11 protein-coding genes are annotated in these 20,436 nt (G+C 69.7%); 1 reads left to right on the forward strand and 10 read right to left on the reverse strand.

Translation table 11 applies throughout. The annotated features are described in order from the left end of the window. Nucleotides 1-133: 133 nt before the first annotated feature. On the reverse strand, nucleotides 134-1,105 hold the full coding sequence (locus AC07R1_RS07210; protein ID WP_495110338.1) for a bifunctional helix-turn-helix transcriptional regulator/GNAT family N-acetyltransferase: 972 nt from the start codon (nucleotides 1,103-1,105) through the stop codon (nucleotides 134-136). A gap of 200 nt (nucleotides 1,106-1,305) precedes the next feature. On the opposite strand from AC07R1_RS07210, the gene AC07R1_RS07215 reads away from it, so the two are divergent. Continuing rightward, nucleotides 1,306-2,247, forward strand: a complete 942-nt coding sequence (locus tag AC07R1_RS07215) for an alpha/beta hydrolase (protein WP_495110339.1) — start codon at nucleotides 1,306-1,308, stop codon at nucleotides 2,245-2,247. 175 nt (nucleotides 2,248-2,422) lie between these two features. On the opposite strand, the gene AC07R1_RS07220 is transcribed toward AC07R1_RS07215, so the two are convergent. The 9 genes from AC07R1_RS07220 to AC07R1_RS07260 are packed head-to-tail and all read right to left on the reverse strand — an operon-like array spanning nucleotide 2,423 to nucleotide 20,132. Next, nucleotides 2,423-3,856, reverse strand: a complete 1,434-nt coding sequence (locus AC07R1_RS07220; protein ID WP_495110340.1) for an isochorismate synthase — start codon at nucleotides 3,854-3,856, stop codon at nucleotides 2,423-2,425. Then, nucleotides 3,849-4,172 carry an isochorismate lyase gene (locus tag AC07R1_RS07225; protein WP_026020138.1) on the reverse strand — a complete coding sequence of 108 codons (324 nt, stop codon included), beginning with the start codon at nucleotides 4,170-4,172 and terminating at the stop codon, nucleotides 3,849-3,851. The genes AC07R1_RS07220 and AC07R1_RS07225 overlap by 8 nt, the downstream gene beginning before the upstream one ends. A 23-nt stretch (nucleotides 4,173-4,195) precedes the next feature. Next, nucleotides 4,196-4,975 carry a thioesterase II family protein gene (locus AC07R1_RS07230; RefSeq protein WP_065364252.1) on the reverse strand — a complete coding sequence of 260 codons (780 nt, stop codon included), beginning with the start codon at nucleotides 4,973-4,975 and terminating at the stop codon, nucleotides 4,196-4,198. Beyond that, a complete protein-coding gene (locus AC07R1_RS07235; RefSeq protein WP_495110341.1) occupies nucleotides 4,972-6,087 on the reverse strand; it encodes a saccharopine dehydrogenase NADP-binding domain-containing protein in 1,116 nt (371 codons plus the stop codon). The genes AC07R1_RS07230 and AC07R1_RS07235 overlap by 4 nt, the downstream gene beginning before the upstream one ends. Beyond that, complete coding sequence (locus tag AC07R1_RS07240; protein ID WP_495110342.1) at nucleotides 6,084-11,507, reverse strand: non-ribosomal peptide synthetase; 5,424 nt, start codon at nucleotides 11,505-11,507, stop codon at nucleotides 6,084-6,086. Before AC07R1_RS07240 ends, AC07R1_RS07235 begins: the two co-directional genes overlap by 4 nt. Further along, a complete protein-coding gene (locus AC07R1_RS07245) occupies nucleotides 11,504-14,974 on the reverse strand; it encodes a non-ribosomal peptide synthetase (protein WP_495110343.1) in 3,471 nt (1,156 codons plus the stop codon). The genes AC07R1_RS07240 and AC07R1_RS07245 overlap by 4 nt, the downstream gene beginning before the upstream one ends. Further along, the gene (locus tag AC07R1_RS07250; RefSeq protein WP_401400428.1) at nucleotides 14,964-16,730 is read right to left on the reverse strand and encodes an ABC transporter ATP-binding protein; all 1,767 of its coding nucleotides are present in this window, start codon (nucleotides 16,728-16,730) and stop codon (nucleotides 14,964-14,966) included. The genes AC07R1_RS07245 and AC07R1_RS07250 overlap by 11 nt, the downstream gene beginning before the upstream one ends. Beyond that, nucleotides 16,727-18,472 (reverse strand): ABC transporter ATP-binding protein, encoded by a 1,746-nt coding sequence (locus AC07R1_RS07255; RefSeq protein ID WP_495110344.1) that lies wholly within the window; start codon nucleotides 18,470-18,472, stop codon nucleotides 16,727-16,729. The genes AC07R1_RS07250 and AC07R1_RS07255 overlap by 4 nt, the downstream gene beginning before the upstream one ends. Continuing rightward, complete coding sequence (locus tag AC07R1_RS07260; RefSeq protein ID WP_125063025.1) at nucleotides 18,465-20,132, reverse strand: AMP-binding protein; 1,668 nt, start codon at nucleotides 20,130-20,132, stop codon at nucleotides 18,465-18,467. The genes AC07R1_RS07255 and AC07R1_RS07260 overlap by 8 nt, the downstream gene beginning before the upstream one ends. Nucleotides 20,133-20,436 lie beyond the last annotated feature (304 nt).

Here is a 20,436-nt window from a genome sequence, read left to right on the forward strand (position 1 = left end):
GCGAACGGCTTGGGCGGCATTCCGACGCAGCAGACGCAGGTTTTCAGGGCCGCCACAGGCTCGGCTCGGGACCGCCAAGCAAGGCCCTGCGGGCCTTTGCGCAGCTTCGCAGGCTCAGCAGCGGCTACAGCGCTCAGCGGATTGTGTCGCGCTGCGCCACCCTTGCTCGCACAAAACACTGCTCGGTCACTGGCGCGCCCCATTGCTCGCCCTCTTGCTCCTGCACCAGCACAAAGCCCTGTTCCTCATACAACGCGCGCGCCGCATCCAGGCCCTTGAAGGTCCACAGCCGGGTGGCGGCAAAACCCCACTGGTCACAAAAGCCCAGGGCCTCGACCAGCAACCGCCGGCCCAGCCCCTGGCCGCGGGCGGCCTCATCGAGAATGAAGCAACGCAGGAGCGCCTCGCCGCCCTCGCCCTCCCCATCAATGGCGATGGAACCGACAATCCGTTCCCCCTGCAGCGCCACCCAGACTTCATTGCGCGGGTTGTGCAAACGCCCCATCAATTCGGCCATGTCCCGCGCCACCAGGCTTTCGAAGGGCTGGCCGAAACCCGCCAGATCCGCGTAGTAACGGGCGTGCATTTCGGCGATGCGGCCAATCACTCCGGGCCGGTAGCCACGGGCGATGGAGCAGCGCTCGGGCGGCTCGGGCACGTCTCCCAGCCGCACCGCACGCAATGCCCGGGCGTAGTCGGCGATGCCCGCACAGGCGCTGCGCTGCTGGGCCGGGCTCAGGTGTGCCAGGGCCGCGGCCACCTGGGCCTGGGCGAAACGGTCGATGCCGGCCAGGGTCTGGCGCCCCCGGGCGCTGAGCTGCAGCTTCTTGGAGCGGGCGTCCTGGTCATGGGCCTGCTCGCTGATCTCGCCGGCGTCCACCAGCTTGCGCACCAGGCGGCTGACGCTGGATTTCTCCAGGCCCAGCAGGGTCACCAGGTCACCGGCGGTCAGGGCATTGCCCTGGCCGATCTCCAGCAGTGCGTGCACCGCCGAGGGCGGGTAGTCGGTGGCGGCCAGGGTGGCCTGCATGAAGCCCAGCTCGCGGACCATCTGCCGGGAGGCCTGGCGCAGTTGCGGGATGAGTTCGAAGGATTGGACGGGCATGGCGCAGCACCTCGATAGGGACTGATTTAGTTGTACCATGCAACCATATGGCCTACCCATCGCCTGTTTCAATCACTACTTGCGCCACGCCTGTGAAACATTGGCTAACCCATCCCTGCTGCCGTTGCGCCGAAATGTCTACAGCCGTGCCGGCACATCTGTTAAAACGCGCTTTCGACTGTCCTGCGGTGAAGCCTTCCATGTCCCCAACCCTGCCCCAGCGCCTGCGCCGTCGCTGGTTTTCCCTGCTGTGCATGGCCGCGCTGGTGGTCGGCCTGCCGGTGAGCTGCGCGGTGCTCGAACACAAGGAACGCCAACTGGTGTTTCGCATCGAGCCCGGCACCGCCGGCTGGTATCGCGGCCTGCCGAGCACGGTGCAGGAATTCGAACTCAAGCCGAAAAGCTTCAAGGCCGGGCAGAACATCCACGCCTGGTGGTGGCCGGCGCAACGCGCCGATGCCCCGGCGATCCTCTACCTGCACGGGGTCCGCTGGAACCTCACTGGCCAGCTGTTTCGCATCGAGCAGTTGCATGCCCTGGGTTACTCGGTGCTGGCCATCGACTACCGCGGCTTTGGCCAGAGCCACGGCGACCTGCCCTCGGAAAGCAGCGTGTATGAAGACGCGCGCATCGCCTGGGAGCGGCTCAAGGTCTTGCAGCCCGACGCCAGCAAGCGCCTGATCTACGGCCATTCCCTGGGCGGCGCGGTGGCCATCGACCTGGCCGCCGAGCTGGGACGCCAGGCCGCCAGCGCCAAGGCGCCGACCGCCGCTCGCGGGCTGATCGTCGAATCCACCTTCACTACCCTGGCCGACGCTGCCGCGGCGGTGACCAAGACCTCCCTGCCGGTGCGCTGGGTGATGTCGCAGAAGTTCGACTCCATCGACAAGATCCGCGAGATCGGCATGCCGCTGCTGGTGGTGCACGGTCTGAAGGACAACTACGTGCCGCCGCGCCTGAGCAAGGAATTGTTCCAGGCCGCCCTGGAGCCGAAGAAACTGCTGCTGGTGCCCGGCGGCACCCACAACAACAGCATGAGCCTGGCGGGCAAGGGCTACGGCCAGGCCATCAACGCCCTGCTGCGGGCCAAGCCCGGCCACAACCTCGCCGGCCCGACAGCCAACGCCATCCCCACCAGCTGACGCGAGCTTGCGTAGGAGCTGGCTTGCCAGCGAAGGGGCCTGTATGAGCGCCCCATTGCTTCGCCATGAGCCACGCCCGCTGGCCGCTGCGCGGTTCGCCGGCAAGCCGGCTCCTACAGGTGCACACCGTTCATCCGTAGGAGCTGGCTTGCCTGCGAAGAGGTCCGCACGAGGGCTACGAGGCGCTCTGGCCGCCGCTCGCTGCCACGCTCGGCGCGGCCGGTGGCGGGCGCAGGGCTTCGCCGATGGTGCGCAACTTCAGGCAGGTTTCCTGGTATTCGCTCGCCGGGTCCGACTCGCCGACGATGCCGCAACCGGCAAACAGGTGCGCCTGGTTGCCGCGGATCAGGGCGGAACGCAAGGCCACGGCAAACTCGCCATCGCCCTCGGCGTTCAGCCAGCCCACCGGGGCGGCGTACCAGCCGCGGTCCAGTTGCTCATGCTCGCGGATATAGCCCAGGGCCTTGCCCCGAGGCAGGCCGCCCACCGCCGGGGTCGGGTGCAGGGCATCCACCACTTGCAGCAGATCGACCTGGGGCCGCAACCGCCCCAGCACCGGGGTCAGCAGGTGCTGGACGTGGGCCAGGCGGTGCAGTTGCGGCTGCGGGGGAATCTCCAGCATAGCGCAGTAGGGCTGCAGGGCTTCGCGCAGGGTCTGCACCACCAGGGCGTGTTCATGGCGGTCCTTGGCGCTGTCCATCAGGGCCTGGCCCAGTTCCGCGTCCTGCTGCTCATGCTGGCCGCGCGCGCAGGTGCCGGCCAGGGCCACGGTGTTGAGGGTGCCGCGGGCCAGGCGCACCAGGCGTTCCGGCGTGGCGCCGAGAAAGCAGCTGTCGCCACGGCTGAAGGCGAACAGGAAGGCCTGGGGATAGGCCGCCCTGAGGTTTTCCAGCAGCGGCCCGCAAGGAATGCTGCGGCTCGCCCGCAGGCAGACTTCCCGGGCCAGTACTACCTTGCTCAGCTCGCCGCCCTGGATCCGCGCGATGGCTCGGGCCACGCAGTCCTGCCAGCGGTCGGCTGCCTGGGTGTCGTCCTCGGCCTGGGTGCCAACGGGCATCTGTGCCAAGGGGGCGTGGGTATAGCGCGCCTGCAACAGGGCCCACTCCGCCTCCAGGGCACCGGCGCACTGGGCCACGTCGGCGCCGGGCTCGATCCACAGGCTGAACAGCCAGTGCTGCTGCTCGCCTTCGCGCAGCAGCAGGATCCGCGGCAGCACCAGGGACGTGGCGGCGAACGACTGCCACTGGGCACTGCGCGGGCCCTGGGGGTCGAAGGCAAAGCCGCCGCACAGGTAGGCCCGCTTGGGCCCGACCTGATGGGCCTGCAGTAACAACTGGCGCCAGGCCTGGGTACTGGCGGCAAAACGCTCGGCGGCCGGCGGGCTGATTTCTTCGGTGCAGCCGAACCCGGCCAGGGCCAGGGCGCCCTGGTCGCTGGACCAGAACAGGCTCTGGCCGAACACCTGGCGGTTGGCGGCAAACAGCCGCAGCGGCTCCAGGCGCTCGGCGGCCAGGCTGTACACCACCAGCACCGCCCGCCCCCTGCGTCGGGCCAGGGATTCGCCCTTGCGCAGGGCCCGGGTCAAGCCGGACAGGCAGGATTCACTCATCTTGGGCTCCTTGATCCAGCCCGTGCTGACGGCGCCAGTGGCGCACTTGCTGGGCAATGTTCCAGTGGATGATCTGGGCGAACAGCGGCACCACGAACATCGGGTCCAGGCTCGCCTGCTCGGCCCATTGCCGACGTTGCGGGAGCATCGCCGCAACCCGCTCCGGGGCGGCAATGCTGTCCTCGGTCGGCTTGAACTGCGCCGCCGCCTTGACGTAGGCCAGGCGCCGGCCCAGGGCCTGGATGATCTGCTGGTCCATGGCGTCGATACCGCAGCGGACGTCGTCCAGGCCGCTGCACTGCTCGGGTGTCTTCATGTCGGGGTCTACCAAGGGAAAATTCATGGGGTCGAAGGCCAGCACTGCCACGGCTGCTCGCCATGGCCGGCCAGCAGCCGGGTCAGGTGGCGCAGCAGTTCGGCCTGTTGCTCGCGCAGGTAGAAGTGCCCGCCGGGGAAGGCCTGGAAGTCGGTGACCTGGGCGCTGACCTCGGCCCAGGCATAGGCTTCGTCCTGGTCCACCTCGGTGTCCCGGGCCCCCAGGCACACGCTCAGGGGCAGGTCCAGGGCGCGGCCGGGCGCACCGCGGTAGCACTCGATCAGCCGGTAGTCGTTGCGCAACGCCGGCAGGTACAGGTCGCGCAGCGCCGGGTCATCCAGGGGCGACGACGCACCGTCCGACAGGCGTCGCACATCCGCCAGCAGGTCCTCGTCCGGGCCCAGGTGCAGTTCGCCGCTGCGCTGGCGATGGGGCGCGGGGTGCGCGGACACGATCAACCGTTGTGGCGCCGAGCCCTGCTGCTGCATGCGCGCCGCCACCTCATAGGCCAGGGCCGCGCCCATGCTGTGGCCGAACAGCACCAGGGGCCGGTCCACCAGGTCCGACAGGGCCCGGGTAATAGTGCCCGCCATCCACTCCAGGCTGCCGGGCCAGCTTTCGCTCAGGCGCTCTTCGCGCCCCGGGTACTGCACGCTGACCAGCTCGACATCCGCCGGCAACTGGCCACGCCAGTCGTTGAAAAAGCTCGCGCTGCCACCGGCATGGGGCAGGCACACCAGGCGGCAGCGCGGCGGTTGCGGCTGCGGATAACGACGCAGCCAGGCACTGGGAACCTTTCTCACAGCACGCCCTCCTCTGGCTCGGCCAGCGCCACAGCGGCGAAGTCGGGCAGGCGCACCCGGGTATCCGGCAGCCAGCGCAGCAGTTGTTCCAGGCAGGCCGTCGCGTCCAGCACCTGGGCGGCGTAGTGCAGCCCCTCAGGCAGATGCGCCCACTGCAATGCACAGAAGGCTGCGACGCTGCCGGTCAGGCGCGAGCCGTCGCTGGCCCGCAGCCAGGCGCTGGCCTGCTGCTGGCGGCCCTCGCGCAGGCCGTCGATTTCCACCGCCAGCAGTTGATAGGGCCGGCGCCCGGCCACATCCAGGGCGCTGGCCTGCACCAGCGCAGCGATGTTCTGCGCGCTGCTCCGCGCCTCTGGCGCCGAGCCCTGGATACGTTGCAGGGCCGCCGCCAGTTGGCCGCCCTCGAACAGGTTGAAACCCTGACCGTGGCGCACCGGCACATCACCGAACAGGCGCTGCTGCTCGGTGCTCAGGTACGGATAGGCCTGCACCCCGGCCGGTGGCAGCCAGTCGCGTTGCAATGCCTGTTCGGCACTTGCCGTGCTGCGCACCACCTGCCCTTCGCACCAGCCGCGCTGGGCCTGGCCGAAGCCGTTGCCCAGGCTCAGCAGGAAATCCTCGGCAGCCGTGGCGGACAAGCGCCCCAGCCCACCGGCATAGCAGCGCAAGGCATCGACCCGCTGGAAGGACTGCGCCAGCAGTTGCGGAAACAGCCCCGAGAGCCCCGGCAGCATGCCCGCCGACAACAGCACCCGGTGCCCCGCCGGCAGCTGTCCCACCAGCCGCTCATGGAGTGGATCGTCGCCCCCCACATCCAGGTAGTCGGCGCCTGCGGTCAGGGCGGCCCGGGCCACCCGATCGAGAATCCGGTAGCTGGGCCCGGCGCAGTTGATCACCAGCGAACAACCAGCGCAGAAGTCCGCCAGGCTCTGTGGCTCCCACAGGTCCAGGGCGCGCACCTCGGCGCGCGCCCCCAACTGCTGGTTCAGTTGCTCGGCCTGCCGCGGATCACGCCCACCCAGGCGCAGTGCCACCTTACCGGCCAGCAACTGCGCGACCTGACGGCCGACGCTGCCGTAAGCGCCGACCAGCCCCATCACCCCTGCCCTCATGCCGCCACCTCGGTGGGTGCATCGAAGGCCTGGGCCACGGCTTGCACCTGGGGCTGCTGCATGCAACTGAAATGATCCCCGGGCACATCCACTACCCGCAGCTCACCCAGGCACAGGGCCTGCCAGTAGGCGCTCATGTCGCGGTGCATGCCGGGCAGCACCTGCACCTCGCCGCTCTGGCGAATGAACAGCATGTCGCCCTGGTACGGCGTGGCCTCGTGCAGGGCTACCGCGGCCAGGCTGTGGCGCAATACCTGCAACTGCTCGCGCAGCCAGTGCAGGTCGCTCAGTTGCGAACCGGCGTGGCGCATGGCCTCGGCAATGGCCTGCAGGCGCTGCTCCGGGGTCTTGTGTGCCAGACGCCGCAGGCAGGCCAGGGCCGGGGCGCACTGGGCATCCTCGCTCAAGGCCAGCAGCGAACCCTGGGGCACGCGCCCCGGAGTCTGCGCCAGCACCCGGGCGATGGTGCGTTCCATGGCCTGTTCATCCTCGGGGTAACCCAGGGCCAGCGGATCGGCCTGCATCACCCGGGCGAACACGTACTCGGCCAAGAGGTCGTCCTCGATCATGAACGGCACCCGGTAGCTGCTGATCACGCTCAGTTGCAGCACCTCGATGGAGCGCGCCGCCAGGCACGCCGCCAGCTCGGTGGCCAGCAGCCCGCCCAGGCAGTAGCCGACGATGCTCACCTGGCGCCGGCCTTCGGCCTGCAGAGTGTCGGCATAACGCTCGGCCAACTGGCGGATCGCCGTGGCCGGCTCCAGGGCCAGGTAGGCCGGCACATCGTTGAGCACCAGCCCTTCCAGGGGCGCTTCTTCCCCCAGGGCGGCAAACAGGGCGCGGTACGGCGCCAGGGTGCCGCTGCCGTCGTGGACGAAGATCCGCGTCGGGCCCTGGGCCTTGTCGCTGATGCGCACCAGCGGCGAATCGCCCTCCACGCCCTGGCCTCGCAGGTAATCGGCCAGGGCCGCCACCGTGGGCTGGTTGATCAACTGGCGCAGCAGGTCACTCCAGGGCAACTGCCGGGCCTGGGGCAAGGCTTCACGCAGGCGGCCCACCACCTGGGCCACCAGCAGCGAGTCGCCGCCAAGCTCGAAGAAGCCCTGGTCACGGCCCACCGCCGGCACCCGCAACAGGGTCTGCCAGACCTCGGCAATGCTGCGTTCCAGCTCATCCACGGGCGCCGCGCCGCTGCTGGCCTGCTGCTCGGGGCCGGCCACGCCGATCCGCGCCAGTGCCTGGCGGTCGACCTTGCCGTTGGCGGTCAGGGGCATTTCATCGAGGATCTGCCAGTGGCTCGGGATCATGTACTCCGGCAGGTGCCGGGCCAGATGGGCCCGCATCTGCTCGGGCTCCAGGGCCTGGCGCTCGCTCTTGAAGCGGGTGATGAACAGGTGCTGGCCGATCTGCGACATGGCGTCATCGGCCCCGGGCAGGCACAGCGGGGTCTCGCCTCCGGCCTCCAGCAGCAACTGCTGCCACTGCTCGCGGCGGATGAAGGTGGTATCCAGTTCGGCCCGGAAATCCTCGAAGGCGGTGAGGCCCTCCTTGAACTCCATGGACGCCATGATCTGGTAGGTGTCGCGAGTGGCCTCGATGAAGATCAGCCAGCCGCCCGGGGCCAGCATCTCCCGCAGCCGCGCCAGCACCCGGCTGGCGTGCCGCGAGTTGTGCAGCACGTTGGCGCAGAGGATCACGTCCAGGGAGTTGGCGGCCACGCCCTGGGCCCAATGGTCCTGGTTGAGGTCGAACAGCCCGTAGCTGACCCAGGGGTAAGCGGCGAAATGTTCCCGGGCCTCGTTGAGGAAGAACTGCGACAGGTCGGTGAACTGGTAGTCCACCGCCAGCCCGTCCAGGGCCGGGATCAGGTCGGCGCTGGTACCGCCGACCCCGGCGCCGATTTCCAGCAGGCGCAGGCGCTGGCCGGCCGGACGCTGGCGGATGATCTCCTGCACCGCGGCGCACACCGCCTGGTTCAGGTACTGGCTGATCAGGTTCTTGCGGTAGGCGCCTTCGGCGGTGTCGGTGCGGCCCTGGGGAAACAGCAGGTGCAGCGGGTCCAGTTGGTCGCTCATCAGCGCCGGCAGTTGCTCCTGGCTTTCGCGCAGGTAGCGCAGCACTTCGCCGCCCCAGCCCACGGACGGTTCCAGGGCATCGATGCGCTGCCATTGCTGGCGGTATTCCTCGGCCGATACCTGCAGGCCCGAATAACGCCCGGTGTGCAGGTCCCGGTGCACCAGGCCTTCCCGGGCCAGGGCTTGCAGCCAACGGCGGATCAAGCGCTGGTTGCGCGGCGCCACCTCACAAGCCGCGACAATCTCGTCCAGGGCATGGCTCTGCCCGGCGCTCTCGAACAAGCCGGGGCGTTGCAGGGCCAGGCCCATGGACAGCAGTGCGGCGCGCTCGACACAGGCCGACATCTCGCTCACCAGGGCATCGCTCAAGCCGCCGCGCACGGCTTCGGCCGCCGCCTGGGTGCGCGCCTGCAACTGCGCCGGCCAGGCGATCGGCGTGTCCCGCAGGCTGGCCCGCAGGCAGGCTTGCAAGTGCCGCTCGAAGGCACCCTCGCCCGCTGCCACCACCACCGCGGACTCCACATGGGGATGGCTGAGCAGCGCGCTTTCCACCTCCGCCAGTTCAATGCGGTGGCCACGGACCTTGACCTGGAAATCTTCGCGGCCGAGGAACTCGATCAGGCCGTCGTCCAGGTAGCGCCCCAGGTCGCCGGTGCGGTACAGGCGCTCGCCGCTGCGCGGATGGTCGACAAAGCGCTCGGCGGTTTTCTCGGCATCCCCCAGGTAACCCAGGGCCAGACCGCTACCGGCGATGTACAGCTCGCCGGCCACCCCTTGCGGGCGATCCCGGCCCTGCTCGTCGAGCACCATGAAGCGCTGATTGGCCAGGGGCATGCCGTAGGGAATGCTGCGCCACTGGGGGTTGACCTGGGTAATCGGATAGTAGATCGACCAGATCGCCGCTTCGGTGGCGCCGCCGAGGCTGATCAGCCGCAGCCCGGGCAGTAGCTGGGCGGCCTCCGCCGGCAGGTTCAGGGGGATCCAGTCTCCAGACAGCAGCGCCAGGCGCAGGGAACCGGGGGCCATGGATGGCACGGCCTGCAGGTAGTGGGTGAGCATATGCAATTGCGCCGGTACCGAGTTCCACAGGGTCACCCCGTGTTCCCGGACGCACTCGGCCCAATGCGAAGGGTCGGCGCGGCGTTGCGGGTCCGGCAGCACCAGGGCGCCGCCCACGGCCAGCAGGCCGAAGATGTCGTACACCGACAGATCGAAGCCCAGGCTGGCCAGGGCCAGTACCCGGTCTTGGGCCTCGATGGCAAAGCGCTGGTTGATGTCGACGATGGTATTTAGGGCCGCCTGATGGTTGATCATCACGCCCTTGGGCACCCCGGTGGAGCCCGAGGTGTAAATCACGTAGGCCAGTTGCTGCGGGTCGATGTCCAGGCTCGGCAACGCCCGTTGTGCCGCCCGCGGGCCCTGGTCCACCGCGATCACCTGGGTCACCCGCGCCGGCCAGCACAGGCTGTCGCTCAGCCAGGACTGGCTGAGCACCCGGGCGACCTCGGCGTTGTCCAGGATCAACTGGCGCCGGGCCTCGGGCTGGTTGGTGTCCAGGGGCAGGTAGGCGGCCCCGGCCCGCAGGATGCCGAGCACCGCGATCACCTGTTCCAGGCCCTTGTCCATGCACACCGCGACCCGCTCTCCAGGCTGGCAGCCGGCGTCGAGCAAGGCTTCGGCCACGGCTTCGGCGCGCCCGGCCAGTTCGCCGTAGCTCAGTTGCGCGGCGCCCTGGATCAGCGCCACACGCTCGGGAGCAGCCGCGGCCTGGCGCCAGAACGGCTCATGCAGCAGGCCGGAGGGCAAAGGCGCGGCAGTCTGGTTCACCAGCTCGCGCTGCAGACGCTGGGCCGCCGGCAACTCCAGGCAGTCATCCAGGGTCCAGGCCGAGGGCTCCCGGGCCAGGCGCTTGAGCAGGCGTTCGAAGGTGTCGAACAGCGCATCCAGCAGGGTCTCGCTGAACACCCCTTCGCGGATGTCCCAGTTGATCGCCAAGCCGTCGTCACGCTCGCTGACCTGGCAGTCGATCAGCACCTGGGGCGTCTGGCTGATGCCGAACACCAGCTCGGCACCGGGCATGAAGGCCCCGCCGCCGCTCTCGCCGCCGGCCCCCAGGGTGCTGGTGAAGGCGTAGGGCATCAGCGCCGCGTCCTGGCCCTTGCGCCGCGCCAGCTCGCGCAGCACTTCGATGCCCGAACACAGGCGATGGTCCATGTCCTGCCACAGGCGCTCCTGCAGCTGCTGGCTGCGCTGGCCGAAGCTGCCGCCTTGCAGGGTCTGCACTTCCAGCAGTTCCACCGAGCTGAAGTCCCCCACCAGGCGATCCACCTGGGGGTGCAGGGACAGGCGATTGAGCAGGGTCAGGCTCAGGCAGAAGTGCCCGCGCCGGCTCCAGCGGCCCAGGGTTTCGGCATAGGCCGAGAGGATTGCCGCCGACACACCGACCCCGGCCGCCGCCGCGTTCAGGCGCAAGGCATTGCAGTCCCGGGCCTCCAGGCCCATGGCCCGGCGCTGGAAGCGCGGCCCGCTGGGCGGCCCCAGCAATGGCAGTTCCGGCGCACCCGGCAGGCTGTCGACCCGCGCCCACCAGTAGTCGCGATCACGCTGGTAGCGCGGCTGCTCGCGCAGGCGGCGCTCACCCAGCACATAGTCGCGAAAGCTGATCTGCGCCGGCGCCGGCAGGCTCTCGCCGCGGTACAGCTGCTGCAGTTCGGCCAGCAGCATGCGCACGCTCTGGTAGTCGCACACCAAGAGGTCCACTGACAGGTGCAAGCGCGAGGTGTCGCGGCCCTGGCTCACGCACAGCTCGATCAGCGGCCATTGCTGGGGCGGTGCACGGCGCAGTTCCATGCGCTCGCGCAAGGCCTGCAAGGCGCTGCCGTCGTCCCGGCTCAGGTCGTGGCGGGCGATGGAGTAATGCGGCACCTGGGGCAGGATGCGCTGGTAGCCCTCCTCCAGGACCACGGCCCGCAGCATCTCGTGACGCGCGATCAACTGGTTCCAGGCCTGCTCCAGGCGCACCGGGTCCAGGTCCTTCTGGGCGAACTCCAGGTAGCCGTGGCAGGCCACGCCGCCGTAGCTGAAAGCCGTGGTGCGGCCCAGCAGGTAGGCGGCCTGCACGTCGGTCAGCGGGAAGGGTTCTTCCCGGGCCGAATGGTCGGCCTCCAGGGTCGGCATCTGCGCCGCTTGCAGCTGTTGCAGCAGCGCCTCCTTGTGTTCGCGCAGCTGTTGCAGGCGCGCCTCGTCCATGACCCCGGCCGGGGCCCGATAGCGCAAGCGACCCTGTTCTTCCCAGAGTTCCACACCCAGTTGTTGCAGATCCTGTTGCAGTTGCTGCAGCGTCATAACACGCCCTCCACCATTGCGTTCTGATTGACGGGCCGCTGTTCCCGGCGCGAGGCAAGCAACTGCCCCTGCAGGGCCACGGTGGCCGCGTTGAAAAAATCCTTGAGCGACAGTTCCAGCTGGAACTGCCGGGCGATGCGTTCGATCAACCGGGCCGCCAGCAGGCTGTTGCCGCCCAGGGCAAAAAAGCCCTGGTGCCGGCCCACCTGCGGCACCTCCAGCAGCTCCTGCCAGAGCGCGGCCACGGCCTCTTCCCATTCCCCTTGCGGCGGCTCGGCACTCTGCGGCTGGATGCCCCGGCGCTGCTCCTGCAGCAGCCACAGCAAAGCCGCGCGATCGACCTTGCCGTTAGTGCTCAGGGGCAGTTCCGGCAGGCTCAGCCAGAGGTCCGGAAGCATGTGTTCGGGCAGCCATTGCCCCAGCCACTGGCGCAGGGCCTGGGGCTCGGGCAGCGGCTCCCGGGCCAGCAGCACCGCCGCCAGCTGGGCTTCGCTGCCGGGCAGCACCAGGCTCAGCGCGCGGTCGATGGCCGGGTGGCGCTCCAGGGCCACGTCGATTTCTGCCAGCTCGATGCGAAAGCCGCGGACCTTGACCTGATGGTCCAGGCGCCCGAGAAACTCCAGGCTGGCGTCGGCCCAGTAGCGGCCCTGGTCGCCGGTGCGATACCAGCGCCGGCCCTCGTGCTCGACAAAGCGCTGGGCGCTGAGGGTCGGCAGGCCGCGATAGCCGGCGGCCACCCCGGCACCGCCGATCCACAGCTCGCCGGGCACCCAGTCCGGGCAGTCACGGCCCTGGCTGTCCACCACCCGGAAGCACTGGTTGTCCAGGGGCCGCCCGTAGGGGATCGAGCGCCAGTGCCCGGGCACCTGCGCCACGTCCTGGTAGTTGGACCAGATCGCCGCCTCGGTGGCGCCGCCCAGGGCCACGAACGGCACGCGGTGGCCCGCCGCCCGCTCCAGGCGCCGTGGCAGGTCGAGGCCGACCCAGTCACCGGAGACCATGGCCAGGCGCAAGGCTCCCAGGCCGCCGTCGTCGCGCACTTGCAGGGTCAGCATGTCCAGCAGCGCCGGCACCGAGTTCCACACACTCACCCGCTGCTCGCGGATCAGCCGCAGCCATTCCCGGGGCTCCTTGCGCAGCCCGTCCGCCGGCAGCACCAGGGCGCCGCCGACACTCAGCAGGCCGAACAGGTCGTACACCGACAGGTCGAAATCCAGGGCCGAGACCCCCAGCACCCGATCCTCGGCGCTCACCTGGTAGCGCCGGTTGATGGCGCTGATGGTGTTCATCGCCGCCTGGTGGGACAGTTCCACGCCCTTGGGTTCGCCGGTGGTGCCCGAGGTGAAGATCACGTAGGCCAGGGCATCCGCCGCCATCTCCAGGGGTTGCCCCAGCGCCGGTGCGACCAGCGCCTGGGCCAGGGTCACCACCCGCAGTTCGGCGAGCCAGATACCGCCCTCGCGGTGGGCCTGATCGGTGATCACCACCCGCGCCCCGGCGCGCTGGTAGATCATGTCGCGGCGCGCCGGCGGCTGCTCGATGCCCACCGGCACATAGACCGCCCCTGCGGCAAGGGTCCCCAGCACCGCGACCACCTGGTCGCGGCCCTTGGGCAAGGTGATCGCCACCGCGTCACCCGGCTGCACGCCCCACTCGCCCAAGGCCCCGGCCATTTGCAGGGCCTGCCGGGCGAGCTCGGCGTAGCTCAGGCTGCCCTGCTCGCAGATCAGCGCCACGGCCTCGGGGTTCAGGCGCGCCTGCTGGAAAAAGCCCTGGTGCAACAGCTGCGCCGGGGTCGCGTGTGCGGTGGCATTGACCTGCTGGCGGCGCTGCTGTTGCGCCGCCGGCAGCGGCAAGGGCGCCACCTGCTGCCAGTCGTTGGCGCACAGCCACAACAGCAAGGCGCGGTAGGCGTCGAACATCTCGTCCAGCAGGCCTTCGGGGAACAGCGCGTCCACCGCGTCCCAGTTCAGCAGCAGGCCGTCGGCCAGCGGGTAGCTCTGGTGGTCGAGCCAGACCTGGGGCGTCTGCGACAGCGCCCAGCCCGGTTCGCCCAGTTGCTCGCGGCAGGTGGCGTCGACAAAGGCCGGGCCCAGGTTGCAGGCGAACACCACCGGCGCGCCCTGGCCACCGCCCTGGCGCAGCCGCGCCCGCTCGCGCAGCACCTCGACCCCGGGCCAGGCGCTGTGGGCAATGTCACGGTGCAATTGAGCCTGCAACGCCAGGGCCTGCTGGCTGAAGGGCGCGGGCTGGCGCTGGTCGACCTCCAGCAGCACCAGGTTGGAAAAGTCCGCCAGCAGATGAGGCACGCAGGGGTGCAGTTCCTGGCGATTGAACAGCGGCACGTTGAGCAGGAAATGCTGGCTGGCGCTCCAGCGCCCCAGCACCTGGGCATAGGCGCAGGCCAGCACGCTGGCCAGGGTCAGCCCGTGCTGCCGGGCGCGCTGCTCCAGGGCCTGCAACTGGCCCTGGTCCAGACGCATGGCCAGGCGGCGAAAACGCGCAGTGCCGGCGTTCTGCGGTTCCTGGGCCAAGGGCAGTTGCGGGCCGTCCGGCAGCTCTTCCAGGCGCTCCAGCCAATAGTCCCGGGCCGCCGCCAGCAGTGGCGCGCGCGCCGCCTGTTCGGCCCGCAGGTAGTCGGCGAAGTTCCAGTCCAGGGCCGGCAGGCTGTGCTCCTGGCCGGCATGGATCAGCGCCAGGTCGCGCAGCAGGATGCCAATGCTGAGCACGTCAGCCACCAGCAGGTCGATGTTCAGGTGCAGGCGGCTGCGACCTTCGGGCAGCAGGCTCAACTGCACATCGAACACCTGCCCGCGGCTGACCTCCAGGCACCGGTGCGAGAGGTTTTCGCGGATCTGTTCCAGGGCCTCGGCAGCCCCGACGCAGGAAGCCTGGCGCAGGTCGTGGACGGTCAGCCCGGGCCAGGGGCTCTGGGGCAGGATGCGCTGGCAGGTGTCGCTGATAAAGCACGCCCGCAGCATCGGATGGCGCTGGCACAGGCGGCGCAGGGCCTGCTCCAGACGCTGGGGCTCCAGGCCCTGGCCGTCCAGTTCCTGGTACAGGTGGCAGCCGACGCCGCCCAGGGGCATGCCCGGATCGCGGCCGAACCAGTAGGCCTGTTGCAGTGGGGTCAGGGCAAAATCGCTGTTGGCAGGAGCGCTGGCCACAGCCTGCAGGCGCGGCGCCGCGAGGCCACGGCGAGCCTCGATCAGCGCCCACCAGGCGTCCAGGGTCGGTTGCTGGATCAGTTCGGCGAAGCTCAGGGCCACGCCTTCGGCGGCCAGCAGCGCCGGCAGGCGCATGATGCTCACCGAGTCGAGCCCCTGCTCGATCAGGGAGGCCTGGGGTTCAAGATCCTCGGCGCTGTAGCCGAGCAGCCGGGCAATGCCTTCGCAGAGTCCTTGGGGTGAATGACTCAGGCCGGCGTCCGCTGGATGAGCGCGTGCCAGTGCTGGGTTATCGGTCATGGTGGACGTTCCTTTGGGGTACGGAAGGGGGTTGGCGCAGGCGCCAGCGGTTGATCGCCTCGCGCTCGTGGAACAGCTCGCGATAACGGCCCGGGGCCGCCATCAGTTGGGCGTGGGTACCGCGCTGGGCCAGGTGGCCCTGCTCCAGCAGGAGAATCTGTCCGGCGCTGGGGGCCAGGGTCGGTTTGTGAGTCACCAGCAGCACCGTGTGCTTGCGCGCCAGTTGCAGCAGGCAACGGTTGACCCGGGCCTCGCTGATGGCATCGAGGGCCGCGGTGGGTTCGTCCAGCAGGATCAGGCTGGCGTCCTTGAGCAGCACCCGGGCCAGGGCCAGGCACTGGCGCTCGCCCCCGGAGAGGCTGACGCCGCCCTCGCCGACCCGGGTCTGCCAGCCCTGGGGCAGGCGCTGGGCCACAAGGTCCAGGCCGGTGGCTTGGGCGGCGTCCATCAGTTGGCTGTCGCTGGCCTCGGGGCCGCCCAGGCGCAGGTTGTCCAGCAGGCTCGCAGCCAGCGGCGGACAGTCCTGGAACATCAGCGCGATGGAACGATCGCGCTGCGCGGCGGACAGTTGGCGCAGGTCGACACCACCCAACAAAATGGCGCCGCTATCGACATCGCTGAACCGCGCCAGCAGGCGCAGCAGGCTCGACTTGCCGGAGCCGGAGGCGCCCACCAGCAGGTTCAGCGAGGCCGGCGCCAGCTCGAAGCTGATGCCCTGCAGGATCACCTGCTCCTGGCGCACCAGCCCCAGGTCGCGCACCTGCACCTGATGCCCCCGGGGTTCCTCGGGCTGGCTCGGCTCCGGCAGCGCCGGCAGGCGCAACAAGTGGCGCAAACGGTTCAGGCCATGGCGGGTCTGGCGCAAGGTCGTGCCGAGGTTGACCAGGGTGCCCATGGGCTCCACCAGGCAGGTGGCGAGCACCGCCAGCGCCAGGTACTGGGCCACTCCCAGGCTGCCACCGAGCACTGCATACAGGCCGCACAGCAGCATCGCGGTGTAGCCGGCCTGGAGCACCACCGCCAGCCCCAGGGCCGCCGGAAAGGTCCGCCAGTGGGCCCGACGCTGGGTCCTGCGCTGTTGCTGCAAGGCCTCGGTGAGCAGGCTGAAGCCTTCGCCGGTGCGGCCACTGGCACGCAGCAGCGGCTGCTGGCGCAGGAACTCCAGGACCCGCGCTGCCGCCTCGTTGGCCGCCGCCTCACTGCGGCTTTCGGCCTGGCCGCCCCAGCGCACGCCCCAGTGGTAGAACACCAGCAGCAGGGGCACGCTGGCCAGGGCCGCCAGGGCCATGGTGCGGTCATAGAAGAACAGCGCCACAAGCAGCGCCAGGGGCGTCAGCAAGGCGTTGGCCATGGGCTGCAACAGGTGCGCCGGGGTGCTCATGATCTGCAGTACGGTGTGGGTCACCAGCCGATTGAGCTCGGCGCTGCGGCGCTCGACGAACCACTCCAGGGGCAGGCGCACCAGTTGTTCGCCGATGCGCAGGTTCAACGACTGGGCCGCCGCGGCGCCCGCGCGGTAGCCCGCCAGTTGCGCATGCCGGCGCAACCCCAGGCACAGCAGCGCGAAACCGGCAAAGGCCCCGGCCCATCGCCACGGCGCCTGCCCGGCAGCGGCATCGAACAGGCTGGCAAAGGCCATGGGCAACAGGGCCAGCGCCGCGCCCTGGGCCAGGGCACTGGCGGCCATGGCCAGCAAGGCCCGGCGCAGCAGGCTGGCTTCGGCCGGCTGCAAACTGCGTAACAGTGCGCCAATCATGCCTGCTCCCCCGCCGTTTCCACGGCGCAGAACTGCTGCGCCGCCCACAGCCCGGCATACACCCCCTGCTGCTCCAGCAGGGCCTGGTGCCGGCCGCATTCCACCAGTCGCCCGGCCTGCAGCACGGCAATCTGGTCGGCATCCTGGATACTGCTCAGGCGATGGGCGATCACCAGCACCGTGCGCCCCGCCGCCAGCCGCGACAACGCCTGCTGGATCGCCGCTTCGGACTCCGGGTCGCTGGCGGCGGTGGCTTCGTCCAGCACCAGGATCGGTGCCTGGCTGAGCATCGCCCGGGCAATGCCCAGGCGCTGCACTTCACCACCGGAGAGCTGCACGCCACTGCCCAGCTGGGTGTGATAACCCTGGGGCAAGGCGGTGATACGACTGTGGATCTGCGCCGCCCGGGCCGCCTCCTCGACCTCGGCCAGCGTGGCCTCGGGACGCCCCAGGCGCAGGTTGTCCAGAACGCTGCTGCGCAGCAGGCGCACGTCCTGGAAGACAAAGGCCACCTGGCGATAGAGGGTCGCGCTGTCCATGTCCCGCAGGTCGACGCCGCCGATGCGGATGGCCCCGGCGCTGACGCCGGCAAAGCGCGCCAGCAAGGTGGCCAGGGTCGACTTGCCAGCGCCCGAATCCCCCACCAGGGCGGTCAGGGTGCCCGGTTGCAGGCACAGGTCGATGCCGTGCAGCACCTGGGTGCCGTCGGGGTAGCTGAAAGCCACTTCATCAAAGATCACCTGATGCCCCTCGGGCTCCCGGGAGAACGCCGGCTGCGCCTGCACCGGGGTACTCAGCACGGTGCTGATGCGCTGCGCCGCCGCCCGGCCCTGGACCAGGGAGTCGGCGCCATGCCCCAATGCCGCCACCGGCGCCGCCAGGGCCGGGCCAAGCAGGGCGAACGGCAACAGTTGCACCGGGTGCAGCCAGCCGGCCGCCGTCAGCGCCACCCCGGCCACCAGCACCAGGGCCAGCACCAGCAAGGGCGACAGCAGCACCTCGACACTCGCTCCCAGGCCCGCCCAGCGCTCCACCCACTGGGAGAAAAAACGCCCGAAACCCTGCACCGCGTTGACGAAATCCGCCTGCACCCGCTCGGCACGGCCGAAGGACTTGACCATGGCGATGCTCTGCACAAAGTTCAGGGTCGCGGTGGACAGGTCGCCCAGGGCCGCCCCCAGGCGCTGGCGCTCGGCCTGATAGGCCGGGGTGCGCATGACCCGCAAGCGCCACAGCGCCAGCAATGGCGGCAGCAGCACCACCAGGGTCATGGGCAGGCTCACCGTGAGCAGGTAGACCAGGCTGGCCAGGGGCACCACCAGCGCCGCCACCAGGTTGTTGGGCAGGTGCGCCACCAACTGGTGCAGGGCGCCGACATCATCCAGCAAGGCCCGTTCGGCGGTCTCCCGCTGCTGGCCGAACCAGGCCAGGGGCACCCGTGCCAGGTGCGCGGCGATGCGCTGGCGCAGTTGGCGTTGCAGGTCGCTGTCGGCCAGGTGGGTGATCTGCAATGCCGCCGCCAGCCCCAGCAGGCGCAGGAGCAAGGCGGCGGCGCCGGCCAGCAGCCAGAACTGCGCACGCTGCGCATCCAGCTCGCCGGCCAGCAGCAGCGGCGCCAGTTCGGCCACGGCAATGAACGGCAACAGCCCCACCAGCGCCGCCAGGGCCTGCAGCAGCATGGCCGCCAGCAGGCGCCCGCGCACCGGGTGCAACAGGTCGCAAAGTCCTTGTCGTTCAGCCACGGGCGCCACTTCCCTCCAGGGGTTCGGCCTGGGCGCCGAAGTACAGGGCCTGGATCGCCTCGCGCAGGTGCTTGCGGCTGACCTTGCCGACCCCGGTCTGGGGGAAGGCCGGGATGAACTCGAAGCGGTCCGGCAGCTTGAACGCCGCCAGGCCCTGGGCCCTTAGGTGACGCAGCAGTTCCGGGGCCCGGGGCGCGGTGCCGCGGGGGATGACGAAGGCGCAGGTGCGTTCGCCCAGGAAGGCATCAGGCATCGCCACCAGGGCGATGTCGGCCACCGCCGGGTGGCTGAGCAGCAGGTTTTCCACTTCTTCGGCAGCGATCTTTTCGCCCCCGCGGTTGATCAGGTCCTTGTCGCGCCCTTCCACCATCAGGTAGCCGTCGGCGGTGAGCATGACCCGGTCGCCGGTGCGGTAGAAACCATCGGCCGTGAAGGCCTGGGCGTTGTGCTCGGGGTAACGGTAGTAACCGCGGATGGTGTAGGGGCCGCGGGTCAGCAACTGCCCCACCTGCCCCACCGGCACCGGTTGCTCATGCTCGTCCACCACACGAATTTCGTCCGCCGGCGACAGCGGCCGGCCCTGGGTGTGCAGCACCCGCTGTGGCGGGTCCTCGGGGTCGGTGTAGCAGATCAGCCCCTCGGCCATGCCGAACACCTGCTGCAGGCGGCAGCCGAGCACCGGTTCGATGCGCCTTGCGGCCTCGTAGCTGAGTTTGGCGCCGCCCACTTGCAGCAGTTGCAACGGCGCCAGGCCACGCCCGCGGGCCTGGGCCGCTTCCAGCCAGACCAGGGCCAGGGGCGGCACCAGCGCGGTGTGGGTCACCCCCTGGCGCTCGATCAGTTCGAAGCAGACTTCCGGGCTCGGCGAGGGGCTCAGCACCACCCGCCCGCCCACCGAAAAGGTGCCGATGAACCCTGGGCAGCACATGGGAAAGTTGTGCGCCATGGGCAGCGCCACCAGGTACACGCTGGCCTCGGACAGGCCGCAGCGCTCGGCGCTGGCCCGCAGGTTGTAGAGGTATTCGTGGTGCCGGCGCGGGATCAGCTTGGGCACCCCGGTGGAGCCGCCGGAGAGCTGGAAACAGGCCACCGCGTCGGCGCTGGGGGACTGGAAGGTACGCGCAGGCGCCGGCTCATACAGGCTGTGCAAGGCAGTGAATTCCTCGGCTTCGCCGGCGACCACCACCCACTCCAGCTGCGGGTTGCGGTCCTTGAGGTCGCGGGCCATGGCCCGATAGTCGAAGCTGGCGTCCCGGTCGGCGCAGAAGTAGGCCCGGGCCTGGGCGAACTCGCAGAAGCGGCCGATTTCCAGGTGCCGGTGGGCCGGCAGCGCGAAGATCGGCCGCACCCCGAGGCGGTATAGGGCAAAGCAGACTTCGACGAAGGCCGCACTGTTGGGCAGTTGCAGCACCACGTTGTCGCCGGCCCGCAGCCCCAGCCGGTACAGGCCGGCGGCCAGTTGGTCGACCCGCAGGTCCAGTTGCCGGTAGCTCAGGTGCTGCTCGCCCTCGGTCAGTGCTTCACGCTCGGCAAAGGCCTGGGCGGCGCTGCGCAGCAGGTCGCCAAAGGTTTCGTCGCGCCAGTAGCCGGCCTGGCGGTAGCGCTGGGCGAAGTCTTCGGGCCAAGAGGGGCAATCCTTGAGGTCATCGAAAGTGGACATGCTGTCTCCTGCTGTTTTTTACGCAAAAAGCGGCCCTGGACCTGAGAGATCAGGCCCCTGGAATGAGCTGGGAATCCGCCGTCAGGGTTGGCGGGAATGAAGAGTCGCCGGCGGTCCTGCGGCGCTGTCGAGCAAGGGGTCGTCCATGGGAGGCTGCCGTGCCTGGAAATGAGAGTGATTATTAATAGGCAATTTGCCGGACCCGGCAATCGGCAGGACATTCGTTTGCGCGGCTTTTTCTTTTGATTGCGCGGCGCGCCCCGGAAAGAGCCCGGCAGGACGGTGCTCGAAGGCTAAAGGATAA

The sequence above is a fragment of the Pseudomonas sp. GW821-FHT07F01 genome (genome assembly GCF_059418825.1).